The organism is Streptomyces sp. NPDC025721 (assembly GCF_055558595.1).
The window spans coordinates 306,250-329,180 of record NZ_JBVHMF010000001.1 but is presented as its reverse complement, the minus strand read 5'-3'; the positions used below and the strand labels follow the sequence as shown (position 1 = coordinate 329,180).

Below are 22,931 nucleotides of genomic sequence, written 5' to 3'. Positions count from 1 at the left end.
CTCCAGGCGGTTCACAATTCAACAAACTGCCTCGGGTGCCTCTTTGACGTCCACCGACAGCAAATCCCGTTCGATACAAAGCCGTTCGGGATTCAAAGCAACCATCACGGCCTCTCGGGCATCTTTACCGAGTCGGGCGATGCTGATCTGGCTGATTCCGCCGCTGTGGACTCTCGCCCTCGGCCTCTGGGGACTCTCCCGGCAGCACACCGTCTGGCGTGACGAGGCGGCCACCTGGCAGGTGGCCGGGCGGTCGTCCCCCGAGATCCTGCGCATGCTGCACCACGTGGACGTCGTGCACGGCCTCTACTACCTGCTGATGCACGCCCTGTTCAGCGTGTTCGGACCCCACACGACCACGCTGCGGCTGCCTTCGGTGCTGGCCGGCGCGGTGGCGGCCACCTGCGTCGCGCTCATCGGGCGGCGGCTGGCCGGTCCCGCCGCGGGCCTCGCGGGCGGGCTGGCCTTCGGGCTGCTGCCCGCCGTGCAGTTCTACCTCCAGGAGGGGCGGCCGTACGCGCTGGTCGCCGCCGGGGCCGGGGTGTCGACCCTGCTGCTGGTCGCCGCGCTCCAGGAGGACACCGGACCGCGCCGCCGCGCGTGGCGCTGGGCGGGATACGGCGGCGCCGTCCTCGTCTGCGGGCTGCTGAACTGGTTCTCGCTCCTGATCCTCCCCGCGCACCTGGCCACGCTGCTCTGGTCCCGGGCCGCCGACCGCCGTACGTGGGCCGCCTGGACGGCCGCCTCCGCCGTCGCCGTCCTGGCCGTCACTCCGCTGGCCCTCTTCAGCCGGGGCCAGTCGGCGCAGGTGTCCTGGATTCCGCCGCTGACCTGGCACATGCTGATCGGACCCGGGGTGCTGGTGCTGATCGGCGGCGTCTGCGCGGTGGTGTCCGGCCGCCGTATCGCGGGCCGCGCCCGTACGGACGTCTTACGTATCGCCCCACCTCGTACCGGCGCGCCTCGTATCGCCCCACCTCGTACCGGCGCGCCTCGTATCGCCCCACCTCGTACCGGCGCGCCTCGTATCGCCCCACCTCGGTCCGACGGGCCTCGTACGGACGGGCCCCGTACGGACCGGCTGTCCGCCGCCGCCGTGGGGCTGCCGTTGCTCGCGGTGCCGCAACTCGGCCTGGTCTGCGTGTCGTTGTTCCAGCCGCTCTTCCTCGACCGCTATGTGCTCTTCAGCATGCTGGGCCTCGCGCTGCTCATCGGCGCGGCGATCGGCGCCGCGGTGCGCGCCGCCCGGCCCCGTTTCCCGCGCACGTCCGCGTGGATCGTCCCCGTGGCGGTCGCCCTCGCGACGGTGGCGCTGATCCCGCAGTCGCTCGCCGAGCGCTCGCCGAAGAGCCGGGTCGACGACGTCATGGCCGTGGCCTCCGACGTCCAGCGGCTCAAGCGCCCCGGCAACGCCGTCCTCTTCATCCCCTCCGCCCGCCGCGACACGGAATCCGTCTCCCCCGGCGCCTTCTCCGGCCTGCACGACATAGCGCTGACCGAGACCCCGGAGCGCTCCGGAACGCTGAAGGGCCTGGAGGCTGCCCCGGCCCGCATCCGTACGGCGATGCTCGCGCGGGACCGCATCCTGCTGGTCACCGACGTCCCCTGGATCGCCCGCCCTCTGACGGCGGCGCAGGACCGGATGAAGATGCGGGTCCTGCTGACGTACTTCACCCCGGTGGCCGATGTCCGCGTCCACGGGCGGCGGTTGACGGTGTACGAACGCCTTCCCCGCCCCGCGCGCGCCGCCCGCTGAACCGTCCGGCCGCACCGTCCCGCTCACATCGACTCCCCGTCCGTCGCGGCCGACCCGGCGGCGAACATCGCCGATGTCTCCGCGTTCACCAGCCCCGACAAGCCGGACACGGCGACGCTGGCGCTGAACTCGTACCCGTTCCAGGCACCCGGCCCGGCCGTCGCGGCGACGGCGCCCTCCGAGAGTTCCGGGGGGCGCCGTCGCGGCAGAGGGCCTTCACCCCAACTGCCTCTGTGCTCCGAGCCCTTCGGCGAACCACCGGGTCAGCGTCGTCGGGTGGGTGATCGCGGTGCCGACCACGACCGTGAAGGCTCCCGCGGCGAGGGCCGACCGGGCCTGGGCGGGGGTGTGGACACGGCCCTCGGCGACGACGGGGACCGACAGGTCCGCGCTGAGGCGGGCGACCAGGGCGAGGTCGGGACCGTCCGGGTGCGGGCCGCTGCCCGTATAGCCGGACAGCGTGGTGCCGACGAGGTCCGCGCCGAGGTCCGCCGCCGCGACGCCCTCCTCGTAGCTGGAGACGTCGGCCATGAGCAGGCGGCCCGCGCGGTGCACGGCCGTGACGGTACGTTCCAGGGTCTCGCCGCCGGGGCGCGGGCGGAAGGTGGCGTCGACCGCGACGATATCCGCGCCGGTCGCGGCGACGGCGAGGGCGTGCCGCTCGGTCGGGGTGATGTAGACGCCCGAAGTGCCGTCCTTCCAGAGGCCGATGAGGGGGACGTCGGTGACCGCGCGGATCGCGCGCAGGTCGTCGAGGCCCTGCGCCCGGATACCGGCCGCGCCGCCTTCCCGGACGGCGAGCGCCATCTGACGCATGATCAGCGGGTCGCGCAGCGGCTCCCCCGGATACGCCTGGCACGAGACGACGAGCCGGCCGCGCAGCCGTTCCAGGACGCCGCCGGGGTCGGCGGCCGACGTGGGCCGACCGCCCGAAGTCGGTTGACCTTCACGGCCGTTCACGCCAGCGCCTCCCGTCCCAGGAGCGCGGCCCCGTACAGCGCGGCGTCGTCGCCGAGCGAGCCCGCCCGCAGCGGGGTACCGGCGACGGCCGGGACCAGGTGGGAGGCGACGGTCGTCCGCAGGGTGTCCCACCAGACGGGTCCGCAGCGGCTCACCCCGCCGCCGAGGAGGACGAGGTCGGGGGCCAGGACGTTGACGAGGCCGCCGACGGCTTCGCCGAGCGCGGTGGCGCCTGCGCGCAGGACGGTCAGCGCCGTCGGATCGCCGTCCTGCGCGCGGGAGTTGACAAGGCGAAGGGTCGCGGGCGCGGCGCCCGTCCCGTGTCCGGGCCGCGCGCCCGCCAGTTCGCGGTAGGCCGCCGTCATCGCCGGTCCGGACGCCGCGGCCTCCACGTGTCCGACGCCCCCGCAGGGGCAGGGCAGCCCGGCCGCGGTGGGTACCGGCAGGTGACCGGCCTCGCCCGCCGCGCCACCGGCGCCGTGGTGGACGCGTCCGTCGATCAGGACGCAGCCGCCGACGCCGGTGCCGACCGTGAGGAGCAGCACGCAGGCGTGCCCGGCGGCGGCGCCGCGCCAATACTCGCCGAGCGCATGGGCGTTGACGTCGTTGTCGACGCCGACCGGCAGGCCGAGCCGGGCGGCGAGCAGCCCGCGCAGGTCGGTGCCGCCCCAGCCGGGGAGCGCGGACGTGGCCGACCGCACCCGGCCGGTACCGGGGTCGATGACGCCCGCGCTGCCGACGCCGACGGCGTCCACGGGCCTGCCGAGCAGGGTCACCGCGCGGGCCGCGGTGTCCAGCACGGCGGCCGGGCCCTGCCGCGCCGGGGTGGGCAGGGTGGCGCGGTCGAGCAGCACGCCCTCGGGGGTGACCAGGGCGGCCGCCGTCTTGGTCCCGCCGATGTCGACTCCGGCGAGCAGCGTCATCGCAGGCCCGCCTGCTCCAGGATCGCGCCGATACGGCCGGTCTCGGCGTCGGTGAGCGGGCGCATCGGCGGGCTGACGGTGTTGCGGGCGATGACGCCGAGCAGCGTCAGCGCGGTCTTGAACGCGCCGAGGCCGGACGCCGTACCGGACGCGGTGGCCGGGTCGGCGACGGCGACGATGTCGAAGAGCCGGGCCAGCCGGTCCTGTTCGGCGCGGGCCGCCGTCCAGTCGCCGCGCGCCGCGGCGTCGTGCAGCCGCCGGTAGCCGTGCGGGTCGACGTTGCCGAGGCCGGGGACCGAGCCGTGCGCGCCGCCGAGCAGCATCGCGTCCACGACGACCTCGTGCCCGGTGAGCAGCGCGAAGTCCGGCACGTCCCTGGTGTCGAGGATGAGTTGACGGAATGTCACATCGTCGCCGCTGGAGTCCTTGACCCCGGCCAGCACCCCGTCGGCGGCCAGTGCGCCGACCAGTTGCCGGGAGAGCTTGCTGTGGACGCAGACCGGGATGTCGTAGGCGAGTACCGGCACGTCGATCGAGGCCGCGACCGTCCGGAAGTGCCGGTCGATCTCGGTGGGATGGGTGCGGGTGTAGAAGGGGGCGGTCGTGACGACCGCGCTGGCGCCGCGCGCGACGGCGGTACGGGCGCGCTCCAGCACCTTGTTGGTGGTGGTCTCGATGGCGCCCGCCAGCACCGGCACCTGGCCGCCCGCGGTCTTCACCACCACGTCGAGCACCGTCTCCTGCTGCTCGTCGGTGAGATAGGCGACCTCGCCAGAACTCCCCAGCGCGAACAGGCCGTCGACACCGCCGCCGATGAGGTGGCCGACCACGCGCTCCAACGACGCGACGTCCACCGCGCCGTCGTCGGTCAGCGGGGTGACGACGGGCGGGACGACGCCGGAGAACCGGGGTGTACGGGCAATCACGAAGTGCTCCTTGTGCCGTGGTGCGCGGCGGTCGCCGCCGCGGTGGTCCTGGGGTGTACGCAGTGCCATTGGTGGTCGCCGTCCCGCGTGGCGGCGGGGAAGGCGGTCGCGCAGGTGTCGTCCGCCTTCCAGCACCGGGTGCGGAACGGACAGCCGGAGGGCGGGTGGGTGGCCGACGGCACGGGGCCGTTGAGCACGATCCGCTCGGTGGTCCCCAGCAGGCTCGGTGTGGCGGAGAACAGCGCCTGGGTGTACGGGTGGGCGGGCGCGGCCGACACCTGGGCGGCCGGGCCCTCCTCCACGATCCGCCCGAGGTAGAGGACCGCGAGCCGGTCCGACAGGTGGCGCACCGTCTGGATGTCGTGCGAGATGAAGACCATGCCGAGGCCGAGCCGGGACCGCAGGTCCATCAGCAGGTTGAGCACCTGCGCGCGGACCGAGACGTCGAGGGCGCTGGTCGGTTCGTCGGCGACGATCAGCTCGGGTTCCAGCGCGAGCGCCCTGGCGATGGCGACCCGTTGGCGCTGCCCGCCGGAGAGCTGTCCCGGCAGCGCCTGCCGGGTTTGCCCGGGCAGGCCCACCAGCTCCAGCAGTTCCGTCACCCGCTGTTCGCGGGCGCGCGGGGTGCCGCGCCGGTGCACGTCCAGCGGGTCGCGCAGGATGCGGCCGACCGGCATCCGCGGGTTGAGGGCGGTGGACGGGTCCTGGAAGACCACGCCGACCGACGCGCCGAACTCCTGGCGGCGCCTGGCCGCCGGCAGCTCCCACAGATCCTCGCCGCGGAACATGACCCGGCCCTCGGTCGGCCGTTGCAGACCGGTCAGCACCCGCGCCAGTGTCGACTTGCCGCAGCCGGACTCACCGACCAGGCCGACGATCTCACCGCGCTCCACCGTCAGCGACGCCCCGGTCAGCGCGTGCACGGCGTCGTGCCGGAACAGGCCGCCGCGCGCCCGGTGCCTGACGTGGACCTCTTCGACGCGGATCATCGTCCGCTCCTTTGCAGCAGTACGGGTTCGGCCGCGTGGTGGCAGGCGACGCCGTGCGCCGCGACGGGCAGGGGGGACACGGCGGTTGCGGCGCGCGGGTCCGTCGCCGGGGCCGGCCGCCCCGTCAGCTCGGGGGCGCGGGTCCCGCACACCTCGGTGGCCGCGCCGCACCGGGAGGCGAAGCGGCATCCGGCGCCGAACTGGCGCGGCGCGGGCACCACGCCGCTGATCTGGTGCAGCCGGTCGGCGCCCGCCTCCAGCGAGGTGACCGAGCCGAGCAGGCCGCGGGTGTAGTGGTGGGCGGGGTCGGACAGCAGCGCCCGGGTGTCGCCGGTCTCGGCGACCTGCCCCGCGTACATCACCGCCACCCGGTGGGCGAGCCCGCTGACCAGCGCGAGGTCGTGCGAGACCAGGATCATCGCGAATCCCAGTTCGTCGCGCAGCCGGGTGAGGAGTTCGACGACCTGCGCCTGGACGGTGACGTCGAGCGCGGTGGTGGGTTCGTCGGCGATGAGCAGCCGGGGGCTGCGGGACAGCGCCATGGCGATCAGTACGCGCTGCCGCTGGCCGCCGGACAGCTCGTGCGGGTAGCTGCGCAGCGTGCGGTCCGGGGAGAGGCCGACGAGTTCGAGCAGTTCCGCCGGGCTCTGCGTGCCGCCGCGCGAGGTGAGCTGCTTGAGCTGGCGGCCGATGAGGACCGACGGGTTCAGCGACGACATCGCGTCCTGGTAGACCATGGCGATCTCGGGCCCCGCCAGCACCCTGCGGCGGCGGGGCGACATGCCGAGCAGGTCCTCGCCGCGGTAGTCGATGGCACCGCTCACCCGCGCGTTGCGGGCCAGCAGGCCCATGACGGCCAGGCTCGTGATGCTCTTGCCGCAGCCGGACTCCCCGACCAGACCGAGGGTCTCGCCCTCCCTGACGGTGAGCGAGATGCCGTCGACCACCGGCACGTCGCCGTAGCGGTCGGGGAAGCGGATCGACAGGTCCCGGATGGAGAGCAGTTCCGCGGCGGTGGCGGGCACCGCCGCGAGCGGCGGCGGATTCCGCGTCATGCGTTCGGCGAGCAGGACGAGGCTGCGCTGTACGGCGGCGGCCCGTTCGTCGTCGTCCGCCCGCGTCCGGCGGGGAAGCGGCGTGTCCTGGGGCGCGGTGTCACCGGCCGGGCGGTCCGTACCGGAGGCGGTGGCCGCGGGGACGACTCCGGCCGCGGCCGCGGGTACGGCCGCCCCCGATACGGCCGCCGCCGCGGGTACGGCCTCCGGCGCCGCTCCGGCCGCCGCTCCCGGCGCCGCCGAGGCGTCGGTCAGTCCCTCGGACAGGATGTTCAGGGCCAGTACGGTGACGAGCAGCACCAGGCCGGGGAAGAGGGTGGCCCACCATCCGCCGGACAGCAGGATCTGCCGCCCGTACGAGAGCACGTTGCCCCAGCTCGGCTCGGGGTCCTTCACCCCGGCGCCGATGAAGGACAGGCTCGCCTCGAAGATGATCGCCTCGGCGACCAGCACGGTGGCGAAGACCATGACGGGCGCGGCGCAGTTGACGGCCACGTGCCGCAGCACGATGTAGGCGCGACGGGCGCCGATGACCTTCTCCGCGGCGACGTAGTCCTCGCCGTACTGCGCGAGGACGTTGGCCCGTACGACGCGGGCGAGCGAGGGGACGTACACCGCGGCGATGGTGAAGATCAGGACGGGCACGCTGGAGCCGAAGACGGTGACCAGGACGGCGGCGAGCGCGATCGGCGGGAAGGACATGACGACGTCCAGCACCCGCATCACCGACTCGTCGCCCCACTTGGGCGAGGTGGCCGCGAGCGAACCGAGGACCGCGCCGACGACGACGGCGACGGCCGTGGAGCCGAGGCCGATCACCAGCGAGTAGCGGGCGCCGTAGACGACCCGGGCGAAGATGTCCCGGCCGATCCGGTCGGTGCCGAACCAGTGCCGGGAGCCGGGGGGTTGGACGGGTATGCCGGTGGTCAGCGGATTGTCCGCGACCAGCGGCGCGCACACCGCGGCCAGGACCACGACGGCCAGGACGACGAGCGAGATCCGTGCGGCGAGCGGCAGCGCGCGGAAACGGATGCCGGGACGCGACAGCTTGGCGACGACGCGTTGGGGGCCAGTGAACAGGAACATCTCACACCGTCCTGATGCGCGGGTTGACCAGCAGATAGAGCAGGTCGACGACGACGTTGACGACCAGGAAGGCGAGCGCGATCATCAGGACGGTCCCCTGCACCAGGGCCACATCGCCGCCGGTGACGCCCTCCAGGATGAGCTTGCCCATGCCGGGAAGGTCGAAGATCGTCTCGATGACGACGGCGCCGCTGAGCAGGTAACCGACCTTGACGCCCAGCACGGTGAGCGGGGTGACCAGCGCGTTGCGCAGCACGGACCGGATGACCAGCAGCCGTGGCAGGCCGTTGCCGGTGGCCGTGCGGACGTAGTCGCGGTCGAGTTCGGTGACCATCGAGGTGCGGATGAGCCGGGCGAGCGAGGCCGCGACCGGGACCGCGAGCGAGACCGCCGGGAGCGTCATGCAGCGCAGCCAACCGGTGAAGGAGTCACCGGGGTTGACGTATCCGCCGGTCGGGAAGAGCGAACTGTCCAGGGCGAACCGCTGGATCAGCAGCACGCCCAGCCAGAAGGAGGGCACCGCGACACCGGCCATCGACACCACGCGGAAGACGTGGTCGGGCCAGCGGTCCCGGTACACCGCGCCGACCACGCCGAGCGCGACGGCGAGCACGATCGCGATCAGCAGCCCCAGCAGCGTCAGTTGCAAGGTGAGCGGGAAGGCGACGGTGATCCGGTCGACCACCGGCTGGCTCGGCGGCACGGTCACGCCGAGGTCGCCGTGCAGCAACTGGTTCAGGAAGTGCGCGTAGCGGACGGGCAGCGGGTCGTCGAGCCCGTTGGCGTGCGCGAACGCCGCGCGGGCGGCGGCCGTCGAGTTCTCCCCCAGGGCGTTGTAGGCGGGGTCCACGGGAGAGAACTGGAGCACGACGAAGACCAGCAAGGTGATGCCGAGGATCATCACCGGCATGATCGCCACGCGGCGCAGCGCGAGCCGAAGGAAAGCGAACATCGGGCGTTCCTAGCAGTAGGTCCTGGACGACTGGCGGGTCCGGGACCCGCGCGGGGAGCGCGGGCGGCTCGTACGCGGGAGGTACGAGCCGCTCACGCACCGGGCGCGCGGGCCCCGGTCCTGGCGGCTCACGCCGGGGACACGCCGAGGAACGACAGACCGGTGGTGGGCACGGGGCTGAAGCCGGCCAGCGCGTGCCCGTCCCACGCGGTCGGGAGCTTGCGGTGCAGGATCGGGTAGAGCGGCGCCTGCTCGGCGACGATGTCGGTGACCTGGGACCACAGCTTCGTACGGGTCGCGTCGTCGGTGGTGCGGGCGGCCTGGTCGAGCAGCGAGACGACCTGCTTGCCCTGGGCGGTGCCCGACCAGCGGTAGCGGGTCTCGGGCCAGGTCCCGACGTAGAACCAGCGCATCAGCAGGTCGACGTCGTTGCCGAACACCGAGGGGTCGCCCGGGGCGACGAGGAGGTCGAAGTCGCCGGTGTCGATCTTCGCGTACTGGGCGGAGGACTGGCCGATGCTGAGCGTGGTCCTGACGCCGACGGCGTCCCAGCTCTCCTTGACCAGCGGGGCGATGTCCTGCACCCAGGAGGTGTCGGTGGTCAGGACGGTCACCTTCAGGTCGCTGACGCCCGCGGCCTGGAGCAGCGCCTTGGCCTTGGCGGGGTCGTGGCCGTAGACCGTGGCGGCCTTGACGTAGTCGGGGTGGCTGGGCTGGAGGTAGCCGCTGGCCGGGGTGGCCTGGCCCGACATGGCGGTGGCGATGATCTTGTCGGTGTCCAGCGCGTAGTGCAGGGCCTGGCGCACCCGCTGGTCGTCGAACGGCTTCTTCGCGCAGTTGAACATCAGGAAGAGGTTGCCGAAGGACGCGGCCGACTCGACGGTGACCTTGCGCTTGAGGCCGGCCATGTCGATGTACGGCACGTCCTCGATGGCCGCGACCCGGCCGGACTGCACGGCGCTGACCCGCGCGGAGGCGTCCGAGAGCAGATTCCAGGTCATCGCCTCGGCCTTGGCCGGGTAGCGCCCGTTGTACCGCGCGTACTTCTTGAAGACGATCTTGTCCTCGCGGGTGGCCGACACCAGCGCGTACGGTCCGGAGCCGACCGGCTTCGCGTCAAAGCCCTTCTCGTCGGCCTGGACGATCTTCTTCGGCACGATCTTGACGACGGATATGCGGGAGGGGAAGAGCGCGAAGGGGTACTTCAGCGCGAACTCGACCGTGTGGGCGTCCATCGCCCGCGCGGAGCGCAGGAAGGGCAGGAACTGCGCCATCAGCGAGGCGTTCTTCGGGTCGAGGATGCGCTCGAAGCTGAAGACCACGTCATCGGCGGTGACCGGGGAGCCGTCGTGGAAGGTGGCCCCGTCGCGCAGGGTGGCGCGGTACGTCGTCGGGCCGACCTGGACGGGCAGCGCCGTGGCGAGGGCGGGGCGGGCGGTGAGCGAGACCGGGTTGAGGTCCACCAGACCCTCGAAGATGTGCCAGTTGGCCGCGACCGGGGTGGCGCCGGAGGAGGTCATCGGGTCGAAGCCGGTGGACAGGGCGTACGAGATCCCCGCCGTGATGGTAGCGCCGCCGGTCCCGCCGCCGGTCCCCTTGCTGGCCGCGGAGTCGGGGGCGTTGGTCGAGGAGGGTCCGCCGCACGCGGCGAGGGTGCCGGTGAAGGCGGCGGCAGCGCCGACCGCGCCGGTGTACCGCAGGAATGCGCGGCGATCGACTCTGGCGGGTGTCCGTCGAGAAGACACGGGAACCTCCGGGCAGGGGTGAGCAGGAATGAGGTGGACGGTGGAGACGGGCGAAGCGGAAGCCGGTCGCGGGGCCCGGCGGACTGCGGACCGGCCGTCGCGTGCCCGGCCAGCGGTGCGGCCGTCGCGTGCCCGGCCAGCGGTACGGCCGTCGTATGCCCGGCCGGTGGTGTGTGCCCGGCCGGGCCGCCGCGGACGCCGGGAGGGCGGTTCCGCGGGCGGGAGTGGGGCGCGGGCGGCCAGAGTACGCCGGTGGGACGACCACTCTGTGCAACATCAGACATAAGATGTCTGATGGCTGATAGGGTTGGACCGTAGTCGTTGGAACGAGAGGGGTCAAGAGGTGGACGGAACTCGCGATGCGGGCAACGGACGGGGTCGTCGCCTGCTGATGCACGAGGTCAGCGAGGGCATCAAACGTTACATCCTGGACAATGGGCTCCGTCCGGGGGACGTCCTGCCCACCGAGAACGAGCTGTGCGAGGCCCTGGACGCCAGCCGCTCCAGCGTCCGCGAGGCCGTGAAGACCCTCGACGTCCTCGACATCGTGGAGGTGCGCCGGGGGCACGGCACCTACGTCGGCCGCCTCGGACTGTCCGCGCTCGTGGAAAGCCTCACGTTCCGTGGCATGCTCGACCGCGACGACGACATGCAGCTCATGCTGGAGCTTGCCGACATGCGCGAGCTGTTCGAGCGCGGCATGGCCGACCGCATCGTGGCCGCGCTCGACTCCGCCGACCTGGACGCCCTCGCCGCGCTGGTGGACGACATGAACGCGTCCGGCAGCGGCGACGGGACCGGTTTCGTCGAGGCCGACCGGGCCTTCCACGCCCTTCTGGTCGCGCCGCTCGGCAACGAACTGATCGGCCAGCTCTCGGCGGCGTTCTGGGACGTCTACATCGTCGTGGCCCCGCAGCTCACCGGGATCAGCAGGGCGGAGGAGGTGGAGACCGTCCACCACCACCACCGAATCGTGGAGGCCGCGCGCGACCGGGACGCGGCGGCCTTCGCCGCGGCCGTCTCCGACCACTACGCCCCGGTCCGGCGGCGGATCGCCGAGGCGCGGGCGGCGGCGGAGGGGAAGGCGGGGACGCCGGAGGCACGGGAGCGTGCGGTCATCGCGCCGAGGCGGCGCTCCGGATCTTGACGGGGTCGGACCGCGGCCCTAGGGTCCCTCGACAGCAGACATCTGATGTCGTTCGTCAGGTGTCAGACCTGAGGTACGTCCTGTCGAGCGCGGTGTCCGCCGCGAGCTGAGGAGTCCCCTGTGCCGCCGCCGTTGCCGCCCGCCTCCCCCGAAGTGCCCGTACCGTCCGTGGCACCCGTGCCGTCCGTGGCATCCGTGCCGTCCGTACCGGTCGTGCCGCCCGTGTCTCCGTACGCCCGATCAGCGCGAAGGGGATCGGGCCGGAGGGGAGCGGCGCGGGCGGTCCGCCGGACGCTGCTCCCTCTGACGGTCGTCGTCGCGGCGGCGGCCGCACCGCTGGCCACGGCGACGCCCGGGTACCCGGCCACCCCGGGTGCCCAGACCGCCGTCGTCAGCCAGGACTGCGTCAGCAGCCGGATACGGGTCGCCCTCGGCAATCCGACCGCCGCGAGCACCACCTTCACCGTGACGTGGCCGGGGAACGGCACCTGGACGCCGGCCGTCGCGGCGGGCGACCGCTCGGACCTGTTCTTCACCAAGGCGAGCGGCACGGCGTACTCCTTCCGCGTCACCACGCCCCAGGGCCTGGACACGACCCTGTCCGGCACGCTGAACTGCGACGGAGCCCTGGGCTCCCAGGTCGGCATGGACTGCCCGCGCGCCGCCGACGGTTCACCGGCCTCCACTCACGCCCTGCGCGTGACGCTGGTCAACCGCTCCCCCGTCCAGCAGACCTTCACCGTCGCCTGGCCCGGCCGCGGCGGCTCCCCCTGGACCAGGACCGTCGCCGCCGGAGCCTCGGACGACTCGCTGTACTGGACGGTCGCCAACGGCACGCCGTACACGTTCACCACGACCACGCCGACCGGCTACAGCCGTACCGAATCCGGCACCGCCACCTGCGGACTGGCCTCCGGCACACCGGGGTTGAACGCCCAGACGCTGTTCAGCCCGGCCACGCCCATCAGCGGCCTCAACCGGCTCTCGGCGGACGGCAGCACGTACGAGACGTACACCGGCACCGCCGCCTCCGTACGCATCCCGGCCATGGCCGTCACCAGGAGCGGCACCGTCATCGCCATGGCCGACGCGCGGGTCGACAGCAGCGCCGACCTCGGCGGCGCGAGCAACAACATCCAAGTCGCCCTGCGCCGCAGCTCCGACGGCGGCGCCACCTGGACCGCGCCCGCCGTCGTCGCCCACGCGCCCACCACGCACGAGGGATACGGGGACAGCAGCCTGCTCGTCGACCGGTCCGTCGGCGCGAACGGCAAGGTGTTCGCCTTCATCAACTACTCGCCGGCGCCCGGCATCGGCTACTACGGTTCCGCGGCCGGCTCCAACTCCGCGACCGACACGACCGCGATGCACATCCGCTACATCGCCTCGACCGACAACGGCGCCACCTGGAGCGCCCCCGTCGACCTCAACCCCCAGGTCAAGAGCACCGGTTGGGCCGGGCTCTTCGCCTCCTCGGGCCACGGCACCCAACTGGCCAGCGGGCGGCTGGTGCAGCCCATCGTGTACCGCGAGAACGGCGTGGACCACGCGGGCGACATCTACTCCGACGACCACGGCGCCACCTGGCACGCGGGACCGGCGGCGGCGACCGGCGTCAACGAGAGCAAGGTCGTCCAGCGCGGCAACGGCAAGGTCGTCCAGAACCTCCGCTCCAACGCGGGCGGCAACCGCTGGTACGCCACCGCGGGCGACGCCTCCCCGGCCGGAGCGACCGACGTCGCCAGCGCGTTCGGCCCGGCCTGGAACTCCGGCCTGGTCGACCCCGGTTGCAACGCCGACGAGATCTCCTACCTCCAGCCCTCCCAACTCGGCGCGAACGGAGCCCCCACGACCACCTCGGTCGCGCTCCTCAGCAACAACGCGTCCACCGCCCGTTCCGAACTGACCGTCCGCGTCAGCCAGGACGACGGCGCCACCTGGCCCCGCCAGGCGCTCATCAAGTCCAAGGCCGCCGGTTACTCCACCCTGGCCGTCCTCCAGGGCGGCTCGATCGCCGACCTCTACGAAATCGGCGACACGGGCGGCATCGTCTTCGCTGCCTTCACGCTGCCCTGGGTCCAACAGGCGCCCTGACTCGTGCCGTTGGGGGGAGCGCCCTCACCCGGGGGTCACCCCGCCGCGCCCCGGCCCGGAGGCTTCCCCGCTCAGGGGAGGACGCCCGCCGGGGTGCGGACGGTACGGACGGTCCGGCGCAGGCGGGCGGCGTCCCGGCTGGGGGGCGCGCCGAACTGGCGCCGGTACTCGCGGCTGAACTGCGAGGGGTTGTCGTAGCCGACGCGCTGCCCGACCCCCGTGACGTCGCCCGGGTGGGTGGTGAGCAGCAGCCGGGCCTCCTGGAGCCGGATCTGCTTCTGGAACTGGATCGGGCTCATCGCGGTCACCGCCTGGAAGTTGCGGTAGAAGGCGGACACGCTCATACCGGACTGCCGCGCCACGTCCTCGACGCGGAAGGGCTGCGCGTAGTGCTCGCGAATCCAGCGCACGGCGCGCGAGACATGGCTGAGGCTGCTGTCGGCCAGACCGAACTGCCGTACCGCCGCGCCCTGTTCCCCCGTGATCAGCCGCCACAGGATCTCGCGCTTGACGAGGGGCGCGAGGACGGCCCGGTCGTGCGGCTCGTCGAGCAGGCGCAGCAGCCGGACGACCGCGTCGAGCAGCGCGGGCGGCGCGTCGCTGACGACGATGCCCGACGGCGTACCGCCCCCGGTGCGGGGGGAGTTGCCGGGCCCGGCCTGGAGCAGCAGTTCGGCGACGGCGGACGGTTCGAGGACCAGGCCGAACCCCAACGCCGGTTCCTCGGCGTCGGCTTGGAGGAACTGTCCCGTGACCGGCAGATCCACGGACGCGATCAGGTACTGCCCGGCCCCGTACTCGAAGACCCGCTCCCCCAGGGCCAGGCGTTTGGCGCCCTGGGCGATGACCGCCAGGACCGTGCCGGACATCGAGGGGGCGGGCGGGTCGGGGCGGTCGACCTTCGAGACGAGGACGCCGTCGATGGCGGTGGTCCAGCCGGAGCGCGGCGCGTGCCGTGCCAGCAGGCCGCGCAGCTCGTCCAGGTGTTCTTCACGGGTCATACGTCCATTGCACCACCCCACCGCGCCCTGGCTCCCGTGGCCGCGAGGATCGTGCAAGTACGAGCGAGGAACGTTCTAACGTTTTCGCAGGTCAGAGCGGTTCAATGGAATCACCGCACTCCAACGGAGAGAAGAAGGATTCCATGAACGCGAACTACGGCTTCAACGCCACGCTGACCGCCAAGGCCGGAATGAGCGACCAGCTCGTCGAGCTGCTGCTGACCGGTCTGGACGAGGGCAGCCCCGGCGCGAGCGAGCACTGCGTCGTCTACCTCGTCTCCCGCTCCGCCTCCGACCCGGACGTCGTCCACGTCACCGAGGGCTGGACCAGCGAGGAGGACCACCACCGCGTCTTCGCCGGCGAGGCCGCGCAGGCCATCGTGGCGCGGATCGGCCCGCTGCTGGCCAAGGAGTCCGACTACACGGATTACGTGCCGGTGCGGGGCAAGGCCGCTTTCTGATCCGCCTGCTCCGACCTCCCATCCGCCGGCTCCCGCTTACCGGCTCATCCGCCGGCTCCCGCTTTCTGATGCGCCAGTCCGCCGCCACCACCCTCTCCACCTCTTGAGAAAGGCACCGCCCATGACCACGCCCCGCCCCGGCCTCGACCCCGAACTGCACGACCTGCTCGCCGACTTGCCGCTGATGTCCGGGCTCAGCCCGGAGGTGCTCGCGCAGGTCCGCCCCTTCTCCTCGGCGCCCGTCGAACCGCTCCTGGAAGGACGCGCGATCGACCGCCGCGAGGTGACCGTCCCGAGCCGGGACGGCGAACCGATCGCGCTGTCGGTCTTCAGCCCTGCGACCACCGGCGGCCGTACCACCGCGGCGCCCTGCGTCTACTGGATGCACGGCGGCGGGATGGTCATGGGCGACCGCTTCTCCCAGATAGACATTCCGCTGGAGTGGCTCGACGCGTGCGGCGCCGTCGTGGTCACCGTCGAGTACCGGCTCGCGCCGGAGTTCGGCGGCACGATCCCCGTCGAGGACTGCTACCAGGGGCTGCTCTGGGTCGCCGAGCACGCGGCCGAGCTGGGCATCGACCCCGCCCGTGTCGTCGTCGCGGGTGCCAGCGCGGGCGGCGGCCTCGCCGCCGGGGTGGCGCTGGCGGCCCGCGACCGGCAGGCCCCGGCCATCGCCGCCCAGGTGCTGATCGGCCCCATGCTCGACCACCGCAACACCACCGCCTCCAGCCGGCAGTACGCGAACGAACCCGGCGTATGGACCCGCGAGATGAACGAGTTCGGCTGGAGCTGCCTGCTCGGCGGCCTCGTCGGCGACGACGTACCCGCGTACGTATCGCCCGCCCTGGCCGACGACCTGTCGAATCTGCCGACCGCCTACATCGACACCGGTTCCGCCGAGGTCTTCCGCGACGAGGACACCGACTACGCCACCCGGATCTGGGCGGCCGGCGGCCAGGCCGAGCTCCACGTCTGGGCGGGCGGCTTCCACGGCTTCGACGCGCTGTACCCGCAGGCCCGTATCGCGGCCACCGCCCGCAGGACCCGCACCGACTGGCTCGCCCGCGCCCTGTCCGCGCAGGCCCGCCCGGCCGGGTGATCCCGCCCGGTCACGTAATCCGGCCTGGTCACGTAACCCCATCCGGCCGCGTAGGCCCACCCGGTCACGTAAGCCCACCCCCATCTGGAGGACCACCATGAACGTCGCCATCGTCACCGGGGCCAGCTCCGGCATCGGACAGAGCGCCGCGATCGAGATCGCCAAACGCGGAACCGGCGTCATCCTGACCTACGCCAACAACCCGGCCGGCGGCCGGGAGACCGTCGCCGCCATCGAGAAGGCGGGCGGCACAGCCGTCGCCCTGCCCCTGGACGTCGGCGAGGCCGGCACCTTCACCGCCTTCCGCGACACCGTGGCCGCCGTACTGCACGACACCTGGCAGCGCGACACCTTCGACTCCCTGGTCAACAACGCCGGTCTCTCCCTCACCTCGCTCATCGAGGACACCACCGAGGAGACCTTCGACCGGCTCATGCGCGTCCTGCTCAAGGGTCCGTACTTCCTGACGCAGAAGCTGCTCCCCCTGATGGCCGACGGCGGCGCCATCGTCAACACGAGCAGCAACTCGACCGCGTCCGCCGGCCTCGAACCCGGCTACTCCGTCTACGCCTCGATGAAGGGCGGCCTCGACGTCCTGACCCGCTACATGGCCAAGGAATTCAGCCCGCGCGGCATCCGGGTCAACGCCGTCTCCCCCGGCTCCACCCGCACCCGCATCGCCAACGACGCCTTCACCCAGTTCCCCGAGGTCATCCCGGCCCTCGCCGCGAAGACCGCGCTCGGCCGCCTCGGTGAACCCGCCGACATCGGCCCCATGATCGCCGCCCTCACCTCCCCCGAGTCCCATTGGGTCACCGCCCAGACCATCGAGGTCTCGGGCGGCTACAACCTCTAGCACCTCTAGAGCCTCTAGCACCTCTGGACCGGCCCCCCGGCGGCGGACCCGCTGCGCGCACAGGCCGCCGTCCGGGTGGCGGCGGCACCCGCAGACGGGTGAGGACTGCGCACGTTCGGCTCAACGTGGCAATTTATCCTAGTTGTTGGAGATTGTCCGGCGTATTTTCAGCGGTGCCCATGCGTGTCATTGCACATCAGGAACAGGAGAAGTCCCTTGGCGACATTCGCTGCTCTTCCTTCCCTCCGAGGCCGCATCATCACCGGCGCCAGCGCGCTGACCACCGCCGTCGTACTCGGCACCACGCTGCTCGGCGCGACGGCCGCCCAGGCCGCCGCCCCGACCGCCACCCCGGCCCGCCCGTACGGCACGGTCGTCGCCGGTGACGGCGTGGTCCAGCGCCAGTTCCCGAGCACGGACTCGTCCGTCAAGGGCTCGCTGCGCTACCACCAGCAGGTCGGCCTGCGCTGCAAGGTCCGCGCCCAGAACATCGCGGGCAACGACGTCTGGTACCTGCTGCGCGACAACTCGAACTGGGTCTCGGCGAAGTACGTCGACAACACCGGCAACGTCTCCTACTGCAAGGACGTCCTGCGCAGCGACCTCTCCACCCTGAAGGCAATCCCCAAGGGCGCCAAGGGCTGACCCCCTCCCCCGCGCACGAGCCGGCCCGGAGTCGCCCAAGTCCCCACCCGCGACTCCGGGCCGGCCTCATTGCCGTGGCGCGGCACCGGGCCACCCGCTCACACACGCCGACGGCCAACTGCACGCGAAAACCCAGTGGTGAATCGGCACGGCCCTCATCCACACTGCGCCGATGAGCGCCCCCCGCGGAGACGCGTCATCGGGAGACGGCATGCATCAGGGCGTCGGTGTCGTGCGTGCCCAGCAGGACGAACACCGGGGTCCGGCTCAGGTCGGCGGCGTAGCCCGTCAGCTCGGCGGGTCCGTGGATCGTCCTCCGGTGCAGGACGTCGTACCACTGGCCCGGCGGGACATGGATGTCGCGCCGCGTCTGATCGGTGAGAACGGGCGCGGCCATCAGCGAGTCGCCGAGCAGCCACTGGTCGGCGATCGTGTAGGCCGCCTCATCCTGCGGGTAGTTGAAGAACAGCGGCTTCATGATCGGTTCCCCGGTGCGCACCGCCCGCTCGGCCTGCGACTCGATGTACGGCGCGAGGCGTTCGTGAGCCTGGACCGCGGCGACGTAGAGGTCGACCGTCTCCTGATCGTACTTCTGGCTGCCGTAGGCGTTGGACACTCCGAGCGGCGAGGTGGAGGAGTACATCAGCGGCATCAGCGACGCCGCCTGCGCCCACCGCACGAGCACCTGCTTGGCAGGCGGGGCCTTACTGAGGGAACCGCCGATCATGTCCGTCTCGACGAAGGGGTAGCCGACGGTACTGATCGAGAGGTTCTGCGCCACCGCCGCGCGCAGCGAGACCCAGCTTGTTCCCTTGTCGATCTGCCGGGTGACGAAGCCGTACCGCTGCGAGCCGGTCCAGTGGATCCGTACGCCGGCGCCTTGCAGGTCGAACTGGTCGCACAGTTCCGCGCCGAGCTTGAGGTAGTCGAGCGCGGTGTGACCGGGATACGGCGCACAGGTCTCGTCGTAGAAGCGGGTGTCGAATTTGAACCCGTCGACGCCGTAGTCCTGCCGCAGGCTCTGAAGGTTCCCGACATACCAGGCGCGGGCCTCGGGATTGGCGATGTCGACGATGCCGGCGGTGCCGTTCCACCACTTGACCAGGCCCGGTTCGGCCGGGTCGGTCCGCGATTTCAGGAGGTAGCCGTGGTCGGCGGCATAGGAGAAGTTGTCGGCGTCGGTGTTGATCCACAGCGTGACCCAGATCCCGAAGTCGTATCCCATCGCGTGGATCTCGTCGGACATCGCCTTCGGCGCCGGGAATTTGCTGTTGAAGGTGAAGTCGCCGTAATGGCTCATCCAGCCGTCGTCCATCTGGACCGTGTGCCCCGGCACTCCCGCGTCGTGCAGACTCCTCGCCCAGCCCAGCAGCGAGTCCTGTGAGACGGCGGAGTAGAACTGCGCCCACGAGTTCCACAACGGCTTGGCGAACTGCGCGCTCGACGCGTCGCTCTTGGCGGGCGTGCCGGTGATGCCGATGTAGTTCTCATAGACGTCTCTGGCGTTGCGTTCCACGAAGACGGTGGCGTCCATCGTGGAACTCTGGGTGAGCGTGTAGCCGAAGACACCCTGCTGCGCGTCGTTGATGGACACGTCCATGACGTCTTCGGTGTCGACCCACAAGCCGGTGCCCCGCTGGGTGAACCAGAACGGCTCGGTGACCAGATACTCCGCGGGCGCCATCGTCTTGTCCCGGACCTTGCCGGAGTCCAACGGCCACGGCTGGTCGATGTACGGCGCACCGGTCGCGGTCACCGCCTCGCCCTGCCCGTACCAGTGACCGGCCGACTCGACCAGATAATGGCTCGCCACCTTGGTCGCGGCCACCTGTCCCTGGACCGACCAGGTCATCCGGTACCGGTCAGCGGCCGGAGTGATCCGGTAGGTCACGGTGCTGCCGGGTACGGTGGTCGCCAGCGTCAGTACGAGCACACCGTCGCTCCACCGCGCGCTCGTAACGGACGTGGCGGTCGCCCACGCTCCCTGGGCCGTGCGGAAGACCGCGGGGCCGGACCCCGACGACGCGGACGAGCCCGCATCGGTCTGCAACACCACCTTGCGATCGCGCAGTGTGGTGATCTGGAAGGGCGACTTGGTGACGACCACGGTGTAGCCCGGGGCCTTCGCCGCGGCCGACACAATGAGTCTGACGCTGTCGACGGTGTCCTCGAACCGCGTGGGCGCCGGGGCTCCGGTCGCACCGTTCCCCGGCTGCCCGGTCGCGCGCGACTCGCCACGAGCAGCCGACTGACCACTCGTCAAAAGCGCACCCGACACGCCGACCGCTCCGCCGACGGCGAGCAAACGCCTTCGAGGCATCCCTTGTTCAGCCATGGTGCTCCTCCTGGTGAGCAGCGTCGAGTCGCTGCATTGGATGGTGCGGCTGTCGAACGGACATGGCCTTCAGTATCCGATCCCAGGGCCGGGCGGGGCCCCGCTGAGACGGCCCGATCACTGCGCAGCGCAGGCTAGCCAGTCCCATTCGTGAGCACAATAGCTCGAAACATGGCCATATCGAGCAACGCGGCTCATTTTCCGCACCAGAGCGCGCCGGAGCCGCGCCGGGATCGCGGCGGGCGCCTCGGGCCGGTTTACCGGCCGCCGAAACGGCCGCCAGGCACCGGGGGCGGGGTGACGTCGATGCAGTGGCCCGCGGATCGCCGCCGTCACGAGCCGGTCCTCCATGCCTGCTTCGGCGCGGCGGCCGCGCAGCTCGCGGACGAGGTGGCGGCGGGCCGCGGCGAGCAGGTGCCGGTGGCGGAGGTGCTCGCGGTGGATGTGGACGGTCGCAGCGACGTCCACGGCCGCCAGGTCCACATCGACGACCGCCGCGGCCGCGCCGTCACCTGCCGGTGCGGCGGCGGTCCAGGAGGCGCGGATCACGGCCGGCGCACGGCGCCCTCCAGGATCGCGGACAGTCGGGCTTCGGTGCTGGTCGGATCCCCCGGCGTAGTCGGTAGCCGTCGTCGCCGGTGTGACCCGTGTGGCTGGTGTGCCCCGCGTGCTGGGCGCGTCCGGGCGGAGGTCACCGACGGCGTGCCTAGGGTGCCTTTGATCCCGGTTTGCCGCAGTGGGCGGTGGCTGGTCGTCGAGGAGAGGCCGATGAGGCAGAGGTTGTGTTGGATCGCGTTGAGCGCGCTGGTACTGGCCGCCGCTCCGGTGACTGCCGCGGCAGTGAGCCCACAGGCCGCGCGTTTTGTGCCGGCACCTGGTTCGGACAGCAGCGTGGTGACGGTGCGGACCGGGGGAGACCGGGTCTCTGAGGACGAGGCGGCGCCGCTGGCAGGAGTGGGCCTCGCGCTGTACGCGAGTCCGGACGCGACCGATCCAATCGGACAGGCGTGGGCCCGGTGCACGTCCGACGCCGAGGGGGACTGCAGCTTCGTCGTCCCGGACACCGCCGCGGGCCAGGCGAACCACGCCGCGGTGATGACGGTGCGCCAGACAGCGGCACCGACCGGGTGGTACACCAACCCGGTGCTGCGCACCGGACCGGGCAGCGGCTCGGGGTCGGTGGCCTCGCCCTACCGGTTCCAGACCCCGCCGCTGCAAGCGGGGAACACCTACCGGTCGACGCGCGAGTTCATGTACAGCTCGAACAACGGGCTGCCCACACGGTCGGGCGGGGTATGGCAGTCCTCGCGGGACAATCCGCCGCTGCCGCCGTCGTGCGGTCTGGACGTCGCGGTCGTGCTCGACCTGTCGGCGTCGGTCGGCAGCCAGCTGCCGGCGCTGAAGGCCGCGACGGACGCCTTCACCGACGCGCTGACCGGCACGCCCTCGCGGATGGCGCTGTTCTCCTTCGACGAGGCGTCGCCGTCCACCAGCGTGGGCGTGAACTATCCGCAGCTGCGTTCGGTGTCCACGCAGGCCGGAGCGGACTCCTTCAAGGACCTGTACGCCGACTGGACGCTGGGCAAGGGCACGAACTGGGACCAGGCGCTGTGGGCGGTGGCGCAGGCACCGGAGCACTACGACGCGACCGTGGTACTGACCGACGGCAACCCGACCCGTTTCGGCGAACGCCGGGGCGACGGGTCGAACACCCACTTCATTGACGTGGAGAACGGCGTCTTCTCCGCCAACTCCGTGAAGGCGAAGGACACCCGGGTGATCGCGCTGGGTGTGGGCAGCGGCGTCGCGGGGGTGTCCGGGCTGAACCTGCGGGCGATCTCCGGACCGACCGCGTTCGACGGGTCCAACACCGTGGCCGCGGACTACTTCCAGACCGCTGACTTCGGCCAGGCCGGCCGCCAACTGCACGACCTGGCAGTGGACAAGTGCACCGGCACGATCAACGTGGTCAAGCAGATCACACCGGCCGACACCACCGGCGAAGACGTGACCGGCTCGGTTCCGGCCGGCCCGGGGTGGACCTTCGCTGCCTCCACCACCACACCGGGAGTCACCGGCCTGCCCGACTCCCGGACCACCACCGCCGACGGCACCGGCACGGTCACCTTCACCCCCGGCTACAGCGCCAACCCCTCTGCTGACGTCACGGTGGACGAGATCCAGCACCCCGGATACCAGCTGGTCACCCAGGGCGGCCAGAACGCGGTGTGCACCGACCTCGACACCGGCCGGCGCGTACCGGTGGAGAACACCGCGTCCGCGGCCGGCCCCGGCTTCACCGTCGACGCTCCCCGCCAGGACGCGATCACCTGCACCGTCTACAACCGGCCCGCGGAGGACGACGGCGAAGCCGACCTGACCGTCGACAAGGAGTGGGACGTCGACGGGCACCTCTACCCCGAGGGCACCCAACCCGACGGCCTCGACGCCCAGCTCACCCTCACCGGCCCCGACACCGCGTCACCGACACCGCAGCCTTGGGGCGTCGCCCGCCCCGGCTACACAGTGGGCGACCAGGTGACGATCGGTGAACAGGTCCACCTGGGCAACGACGCCTGCACGCTCACCCGCTCCGAAATCAGCGAGATCGACGGCACGCCCGTGGACCTGCCCTTGCCGTACGAGACCACCCTCACGGCACACCACCAGCACGCCACCGTCACGAACACCGTGACCTGCTGCCCACCCGATGACGGCGGCGAGCACGGCGGCTACGGGAGCAGCACCGACGCGCACGGCGCAGACGGCCGCCATGGCGCGGTGACCGTCGCCCGCGGCCACCGCGCCGCCCTGGACCGCCCCGGCCGCTGACCGGCCGGTTGACCCCTGCGCACCACCATTCCAGCGCCCGCCTGCATCCCAGTCTCGGCGGACGGTTCC

General features: G+C 71.9%; 18 protein-coding genes. 8 read left to right on the top strand and 10 right to left on the bottom strand.

Going from position 1 to position 22,931, the window contains the following annotated elements:
• Window positions 1-139 precede the first annotated feature (139 nt).
• Entirely contained in the window at window positions 140-1,756 is a 1,617-nt protein-coding gene (locus ACZ4EF_RS01450; protein WP_467502171.1) for a glycosyltransferase family 39 protein, read from the top strand.
• Between the two features lie 216 nt (window positions 1,757-1,972).
• Here the strand turns inward: ACZ4EF_RS01450 and ACZ4EF_RS01445 are convergent, their stop codons facing one another.
• The 7 genes from ACZ4EF_RS01445 to ACZ4EF_RS01415 all read right to left on the bottom strand — a co-directional run bounded on the left by ACZ4EF_RS01445 (window position 1,973) and on the right by ACZ4EF_RS01415 (window position 10,392).
• Window positions 1,973-2,716 carry an N-acetylmannosamine-6-phosphate 2-epimerase gene (locus tag ACZ4EF_RS01445; RefSeq protein ID WP_391159528.1) on the bottom strand — a complete coding sequence of 248 codons (744 nt, stop codon included), beginning with the start codon at window positions 2,714-2,716 and terminating at the stop codon, window positions 1,973-1,975.
• Window positions 2,713-3,639, bottom strand: coding sequence for an ROK family protein (locus tag ACZ4EF_RS01440; RefSeq protein ID WP_467502168.1), 927 nt, complete (start codon window positions 3,637-3,639; stop codon window positions 2,713-2,715). Before ACZ4EF_RS01440 ends, ACZ4EF_RS01445 begins: the two co-directional genes overlap by 4 nt.
• Entirely contained in the window at window positions 3,636-4,565 is a 930-nt protein-coding gene (locus ACZ4EF_RS01435; protein ID WP_401716757.1) for a dihydrodipicolinate synthase family protein, read from the bottom strand. The genes ACZ4EF_RS01440 and ACZ4EF_RS01435 overlap by 4 nt, the downstream gene beginning before the upstream one ends.
• The gene (locus ACZ4EF_RS01430) at window positions 4,562-5,554 is read right to left on the bottom strand and encodes an oligopeptide/dipeptide ABC transporter ATP-binding protein (RefSeq protein WP_467502166.1); all 993 of its coding nucleotides are present in this window, start codon (window positions 5,552-5,554) and stop codon (window positions 4,562-4,564) included. The genes ACZ4EF_RS01435 and ACZ4EF_RS01430 overlap by 4 nt, the downstream gene beginning before the upstream one ends.
• On the bottom strand, window positions 5,551-7,695 hold the full coding sequence (locus ACZ4EF_RS01425; RefSeq protein WP_467502164.1) for a dipeptide/oligopeptide/nickel ABC transporter permease/ATP-binding protein: 2,145 nt from the start codon (window positions 7,693-7,695) through the stop codon (window positions 5,551-5,553). The genes ACZ4EF_RS01430 and ACZ4EF_RS01425 overlap by 4 nt, the downstream gene beginning before the upstream one ends.
• A gap of 1 nt (window position 7,696) precedes the next feature.
• Window positions 7,697-8,647, bottom strand: coding sequence for an ABC transporter permease (locus tag ACZ4EF_RS01420; RefSeq protein WP_355336316.1), 951 nt, complete (start codon window positions 8,645-8,647; stop codon window positions 7,697-7,699).
• Window positions 8,648-8,775: 128 nt separating this feature from the next.
• Entirely contained in the window at window positions 8,776-10,392 is a 1,617-nt protein-coding gene (locus ACZ4EF_RS01415) for an ABC transporter substrate-binding protein (RefSeq protein ID WP_467502162.1), read from the bottom strand.
• A 391-nt stretch (window positions 10,393-10,783) separates the two neighbouring features.
• Between ACZ4EF_RS01415 and ACZ4EF_RS01410 the strand changes: the two genes are divergently transcribed.
• A complete protein-coding gene (locus ACZ4EF_RS01410) occupies window positions 10,784-11,539 on the top strand; it encodes a FadR/GntR family transcriptional regulator (protein WP_355336437.1) in 756 nt (251 codons plus the stop codon).
• A gap of 120 nt (window positions 11,540-11,659) precedes the next feature.
• Window positions 11,660-13,633 (top strand): exo-alpha-sialidase, encoded by a 1,974-nt coding sequence (locus ACZ4EF_RS01405; protein ID WP_467502160.1) that lies wholly within the window; start codon window positions 11,660-11,662, stop codon window positions 13,631-13,633.
• 71 nt (window positions 13,634-13,704) lie between these two features.
• On the opposite strand, the gene ACZ4EF_RS01400 is transcribed toward ACZ4EF_RS01405, so the two are convergent.
• On the bottom strand, window positions 13,705-14,634 hold the full coding sequence (locus ACZ4EF_RS01400) for an AraC family transcriptional regulator (protein WP_401309761.1): 930 nt from the start codon (window positions 14,632-14,634) through the stop codon (window positions 13,705-13,707).
• 143 nt (window positions 14,635-14,777) lie between these two features.
• Between ACZ4EF_RS01400 and ACZ4EF_RS01395 the strand changes: the two genes are divergently transcribed.
• The 4 genes from ACZ4EF_RS01395 to ACZ4EF_RS01380 all read left to right on the top strand — a co-directional run bounded on the left by ACZ4EF_RS01395 (window position 14,778) and on the right by ACZ4EF_RS01380 (window position 17,695).
• Window positions 14,778-15,095 (top strand): putative quinol monooxygenase, encoded by a 318-nt coding sequence (locus ACZ4EF_RS01395; RefSeq protein ID WP_355336309.1) that lies wholly within the window; start codon window positions 14,778-14,780, stop codon window positions 15,093-15,095.
• 121 nt (window positions 15,096-15,216) lie between these two features.
• Window positions 15,217-16,194, top strand: a complete 978-nt coding sequence (locus ACZ4EF_RS01390) for an alpha/beta hydrolase (RefSeq protein WP_467502158.1) — start codon at window positions 15,217-15,219, stop codon at window positions 16,192-16,194.
• Window positions 16,195-16,291: 97 nt separating this feature from the next.
• Window positions 16,292-17,050: an SDR family NAD(P)-dependent oxidoreductase gene (locus ACZ4EF_RS01385; protein ID WP_467502156.1), complete on the top strand. Its 759-nt coding sequence runs from the start codon at window positions 16,292-16,294 to the stop codon at window positions 17,048-17,050.
• A gap of 216 nt (window positions 17,051-17,266) precedes the next feature.
• The gene (locus tag ACZ4EF_RS01380) at window positions 17,267-17,695 is read left to right on the top strand and encodes an SH3 domain-containing protein (protein ID WP_355336303.1); all 429 of its coding nucleotides are present in this window, start codon (window positions 17,267-17,269) and stop codon (window positions 17,693-17,695) included.
• A gap of 196 nt (window positions 17,696-17,891) precedes the next feature.
• Here ACZ4EF_RS01380 and ACZ4EF_RS01375 read toward each other — a convergent pair whose 3' ends face one another.
• Both ACZ4EF_RS01375 and ACZ4EF_RS01370 read right to left on the bottom strand, forming a co-directional pair.
• On the bottom strand, window positions 17,892-19,973 hold the full coding sequence (locus ACZ4EF_RS01375) for a glycoside hydrolase family 31 protein (protein ID WP_467502154.1): 2,082 nt from the start codon (window positions 19,971-19,973) through the stop codon (window positions 17,892-17,894).
• 174 nt (window positions 19,974-20,147) lie between these two features.
• Window positions 20,148-20,579: a hypothetical protein gene (locus tag ACZ4EF_RS01370; protein WP_467502152.1), complete on the bottom strand. Its 432-nt coding sequence runs from the start codon at window positions 20,577-20,579 to the stop codon at window positions 20,148-20,150.
• A 351-nt stretch (window positions 20,580-20,930) separates the two neighbouring features.
• On the opposite strand from ACZ4EF_RS01370, the gene ACZ4EF_RS01365 reads away from it, so the two are divergent.
• A complete protein-coding gene (locus ACZ4EF_RS01365) occupies window positions 20,931-22,862 on the top strand; it encodes a vWA domain-containing protein (RefSeq protein WP_467502150.1) in 1,932 nt (643 codons plus the stop codon).
• The last annotated feature ends 69 nt before the right edge of the window (window positions 22,863-22,931 follow it).

Bases quoted from the DNA above. Each gene is read 5' to 3' on its own strand.
- ACZ4EF_RS01450 (WP_467502171.1), top strand. From the start codon at position 140: ATGCTGATCTGGCTGATTCCGCCGCTGTGGACTCTCGCCCTCGGCCTC.
- ACZ4EF_RS01440 (WP_467502168.1), bottom strand. From the start codon at position 3,639: ATGACGCTGCTCGCCGGAGTCGACATCGGCGGGACCAAGACGGCGGCC.
- ACZ4EF_RS01430 (WP_467502166.1), bottom strand. From the start codon at position 5,554: ATGATCCGCGTCGAAGAGGTCCACGTCAGGCACCGGGCGCGCGGCGGC.
- ACZ4EF_RS01425 (WP_467502164.1), bottom strand. From the start codon at position 7,695: ATGTTCCTGTTCACTGGCCCCCAACGCGTCGTCGCCAAGCTGTCGCGT.
- ACZ4EF_RS01420 (WP_355336316.1), bottom strand. From the start codon at position 8,647: ATGTTCGCTTTCCTTCGGCTCGCGCTGCGCCGCGTGGCGATCATGCCG.
- ACZ4EF_RS01410 (WP_355336437.1), top strand. From the start codon at position 10,784: ATGCACGAGGTCAGCGAGGGCATCAAACGTTACATCCTGGACAATGGG.
- ACZ4EF_RS01400 (WP_401309761.1), bottom strand. From the start codon at position 14,634: ATGACCCGTGAAGAACACCTGGACGAGCTGCGCGGCCTGCTGGCACGG.
- ACZ4EF_RS01395 (WP_355336309.1), top strand. From the start codon at position 14,778: ATGAACGCGAACTACGGCTTCAACGCCACGCTGACCGCCAAGGCCGGA.
- ACZ4EF_RS01390 (WP_467502158.1), top strand. From the start codon at position 15,217: ATGACCACGCCCCGCCCCGGCCTCGACCCCGAACTGCACGACCTGCTC.
- ACZ4EF_RS01385 (WP_467502156.1), top strand. From the start codon at position 16,292: ATGAACGTCGCCATCGTCACCGGGGCCAGCTCCGGCATCGGACAGAGC.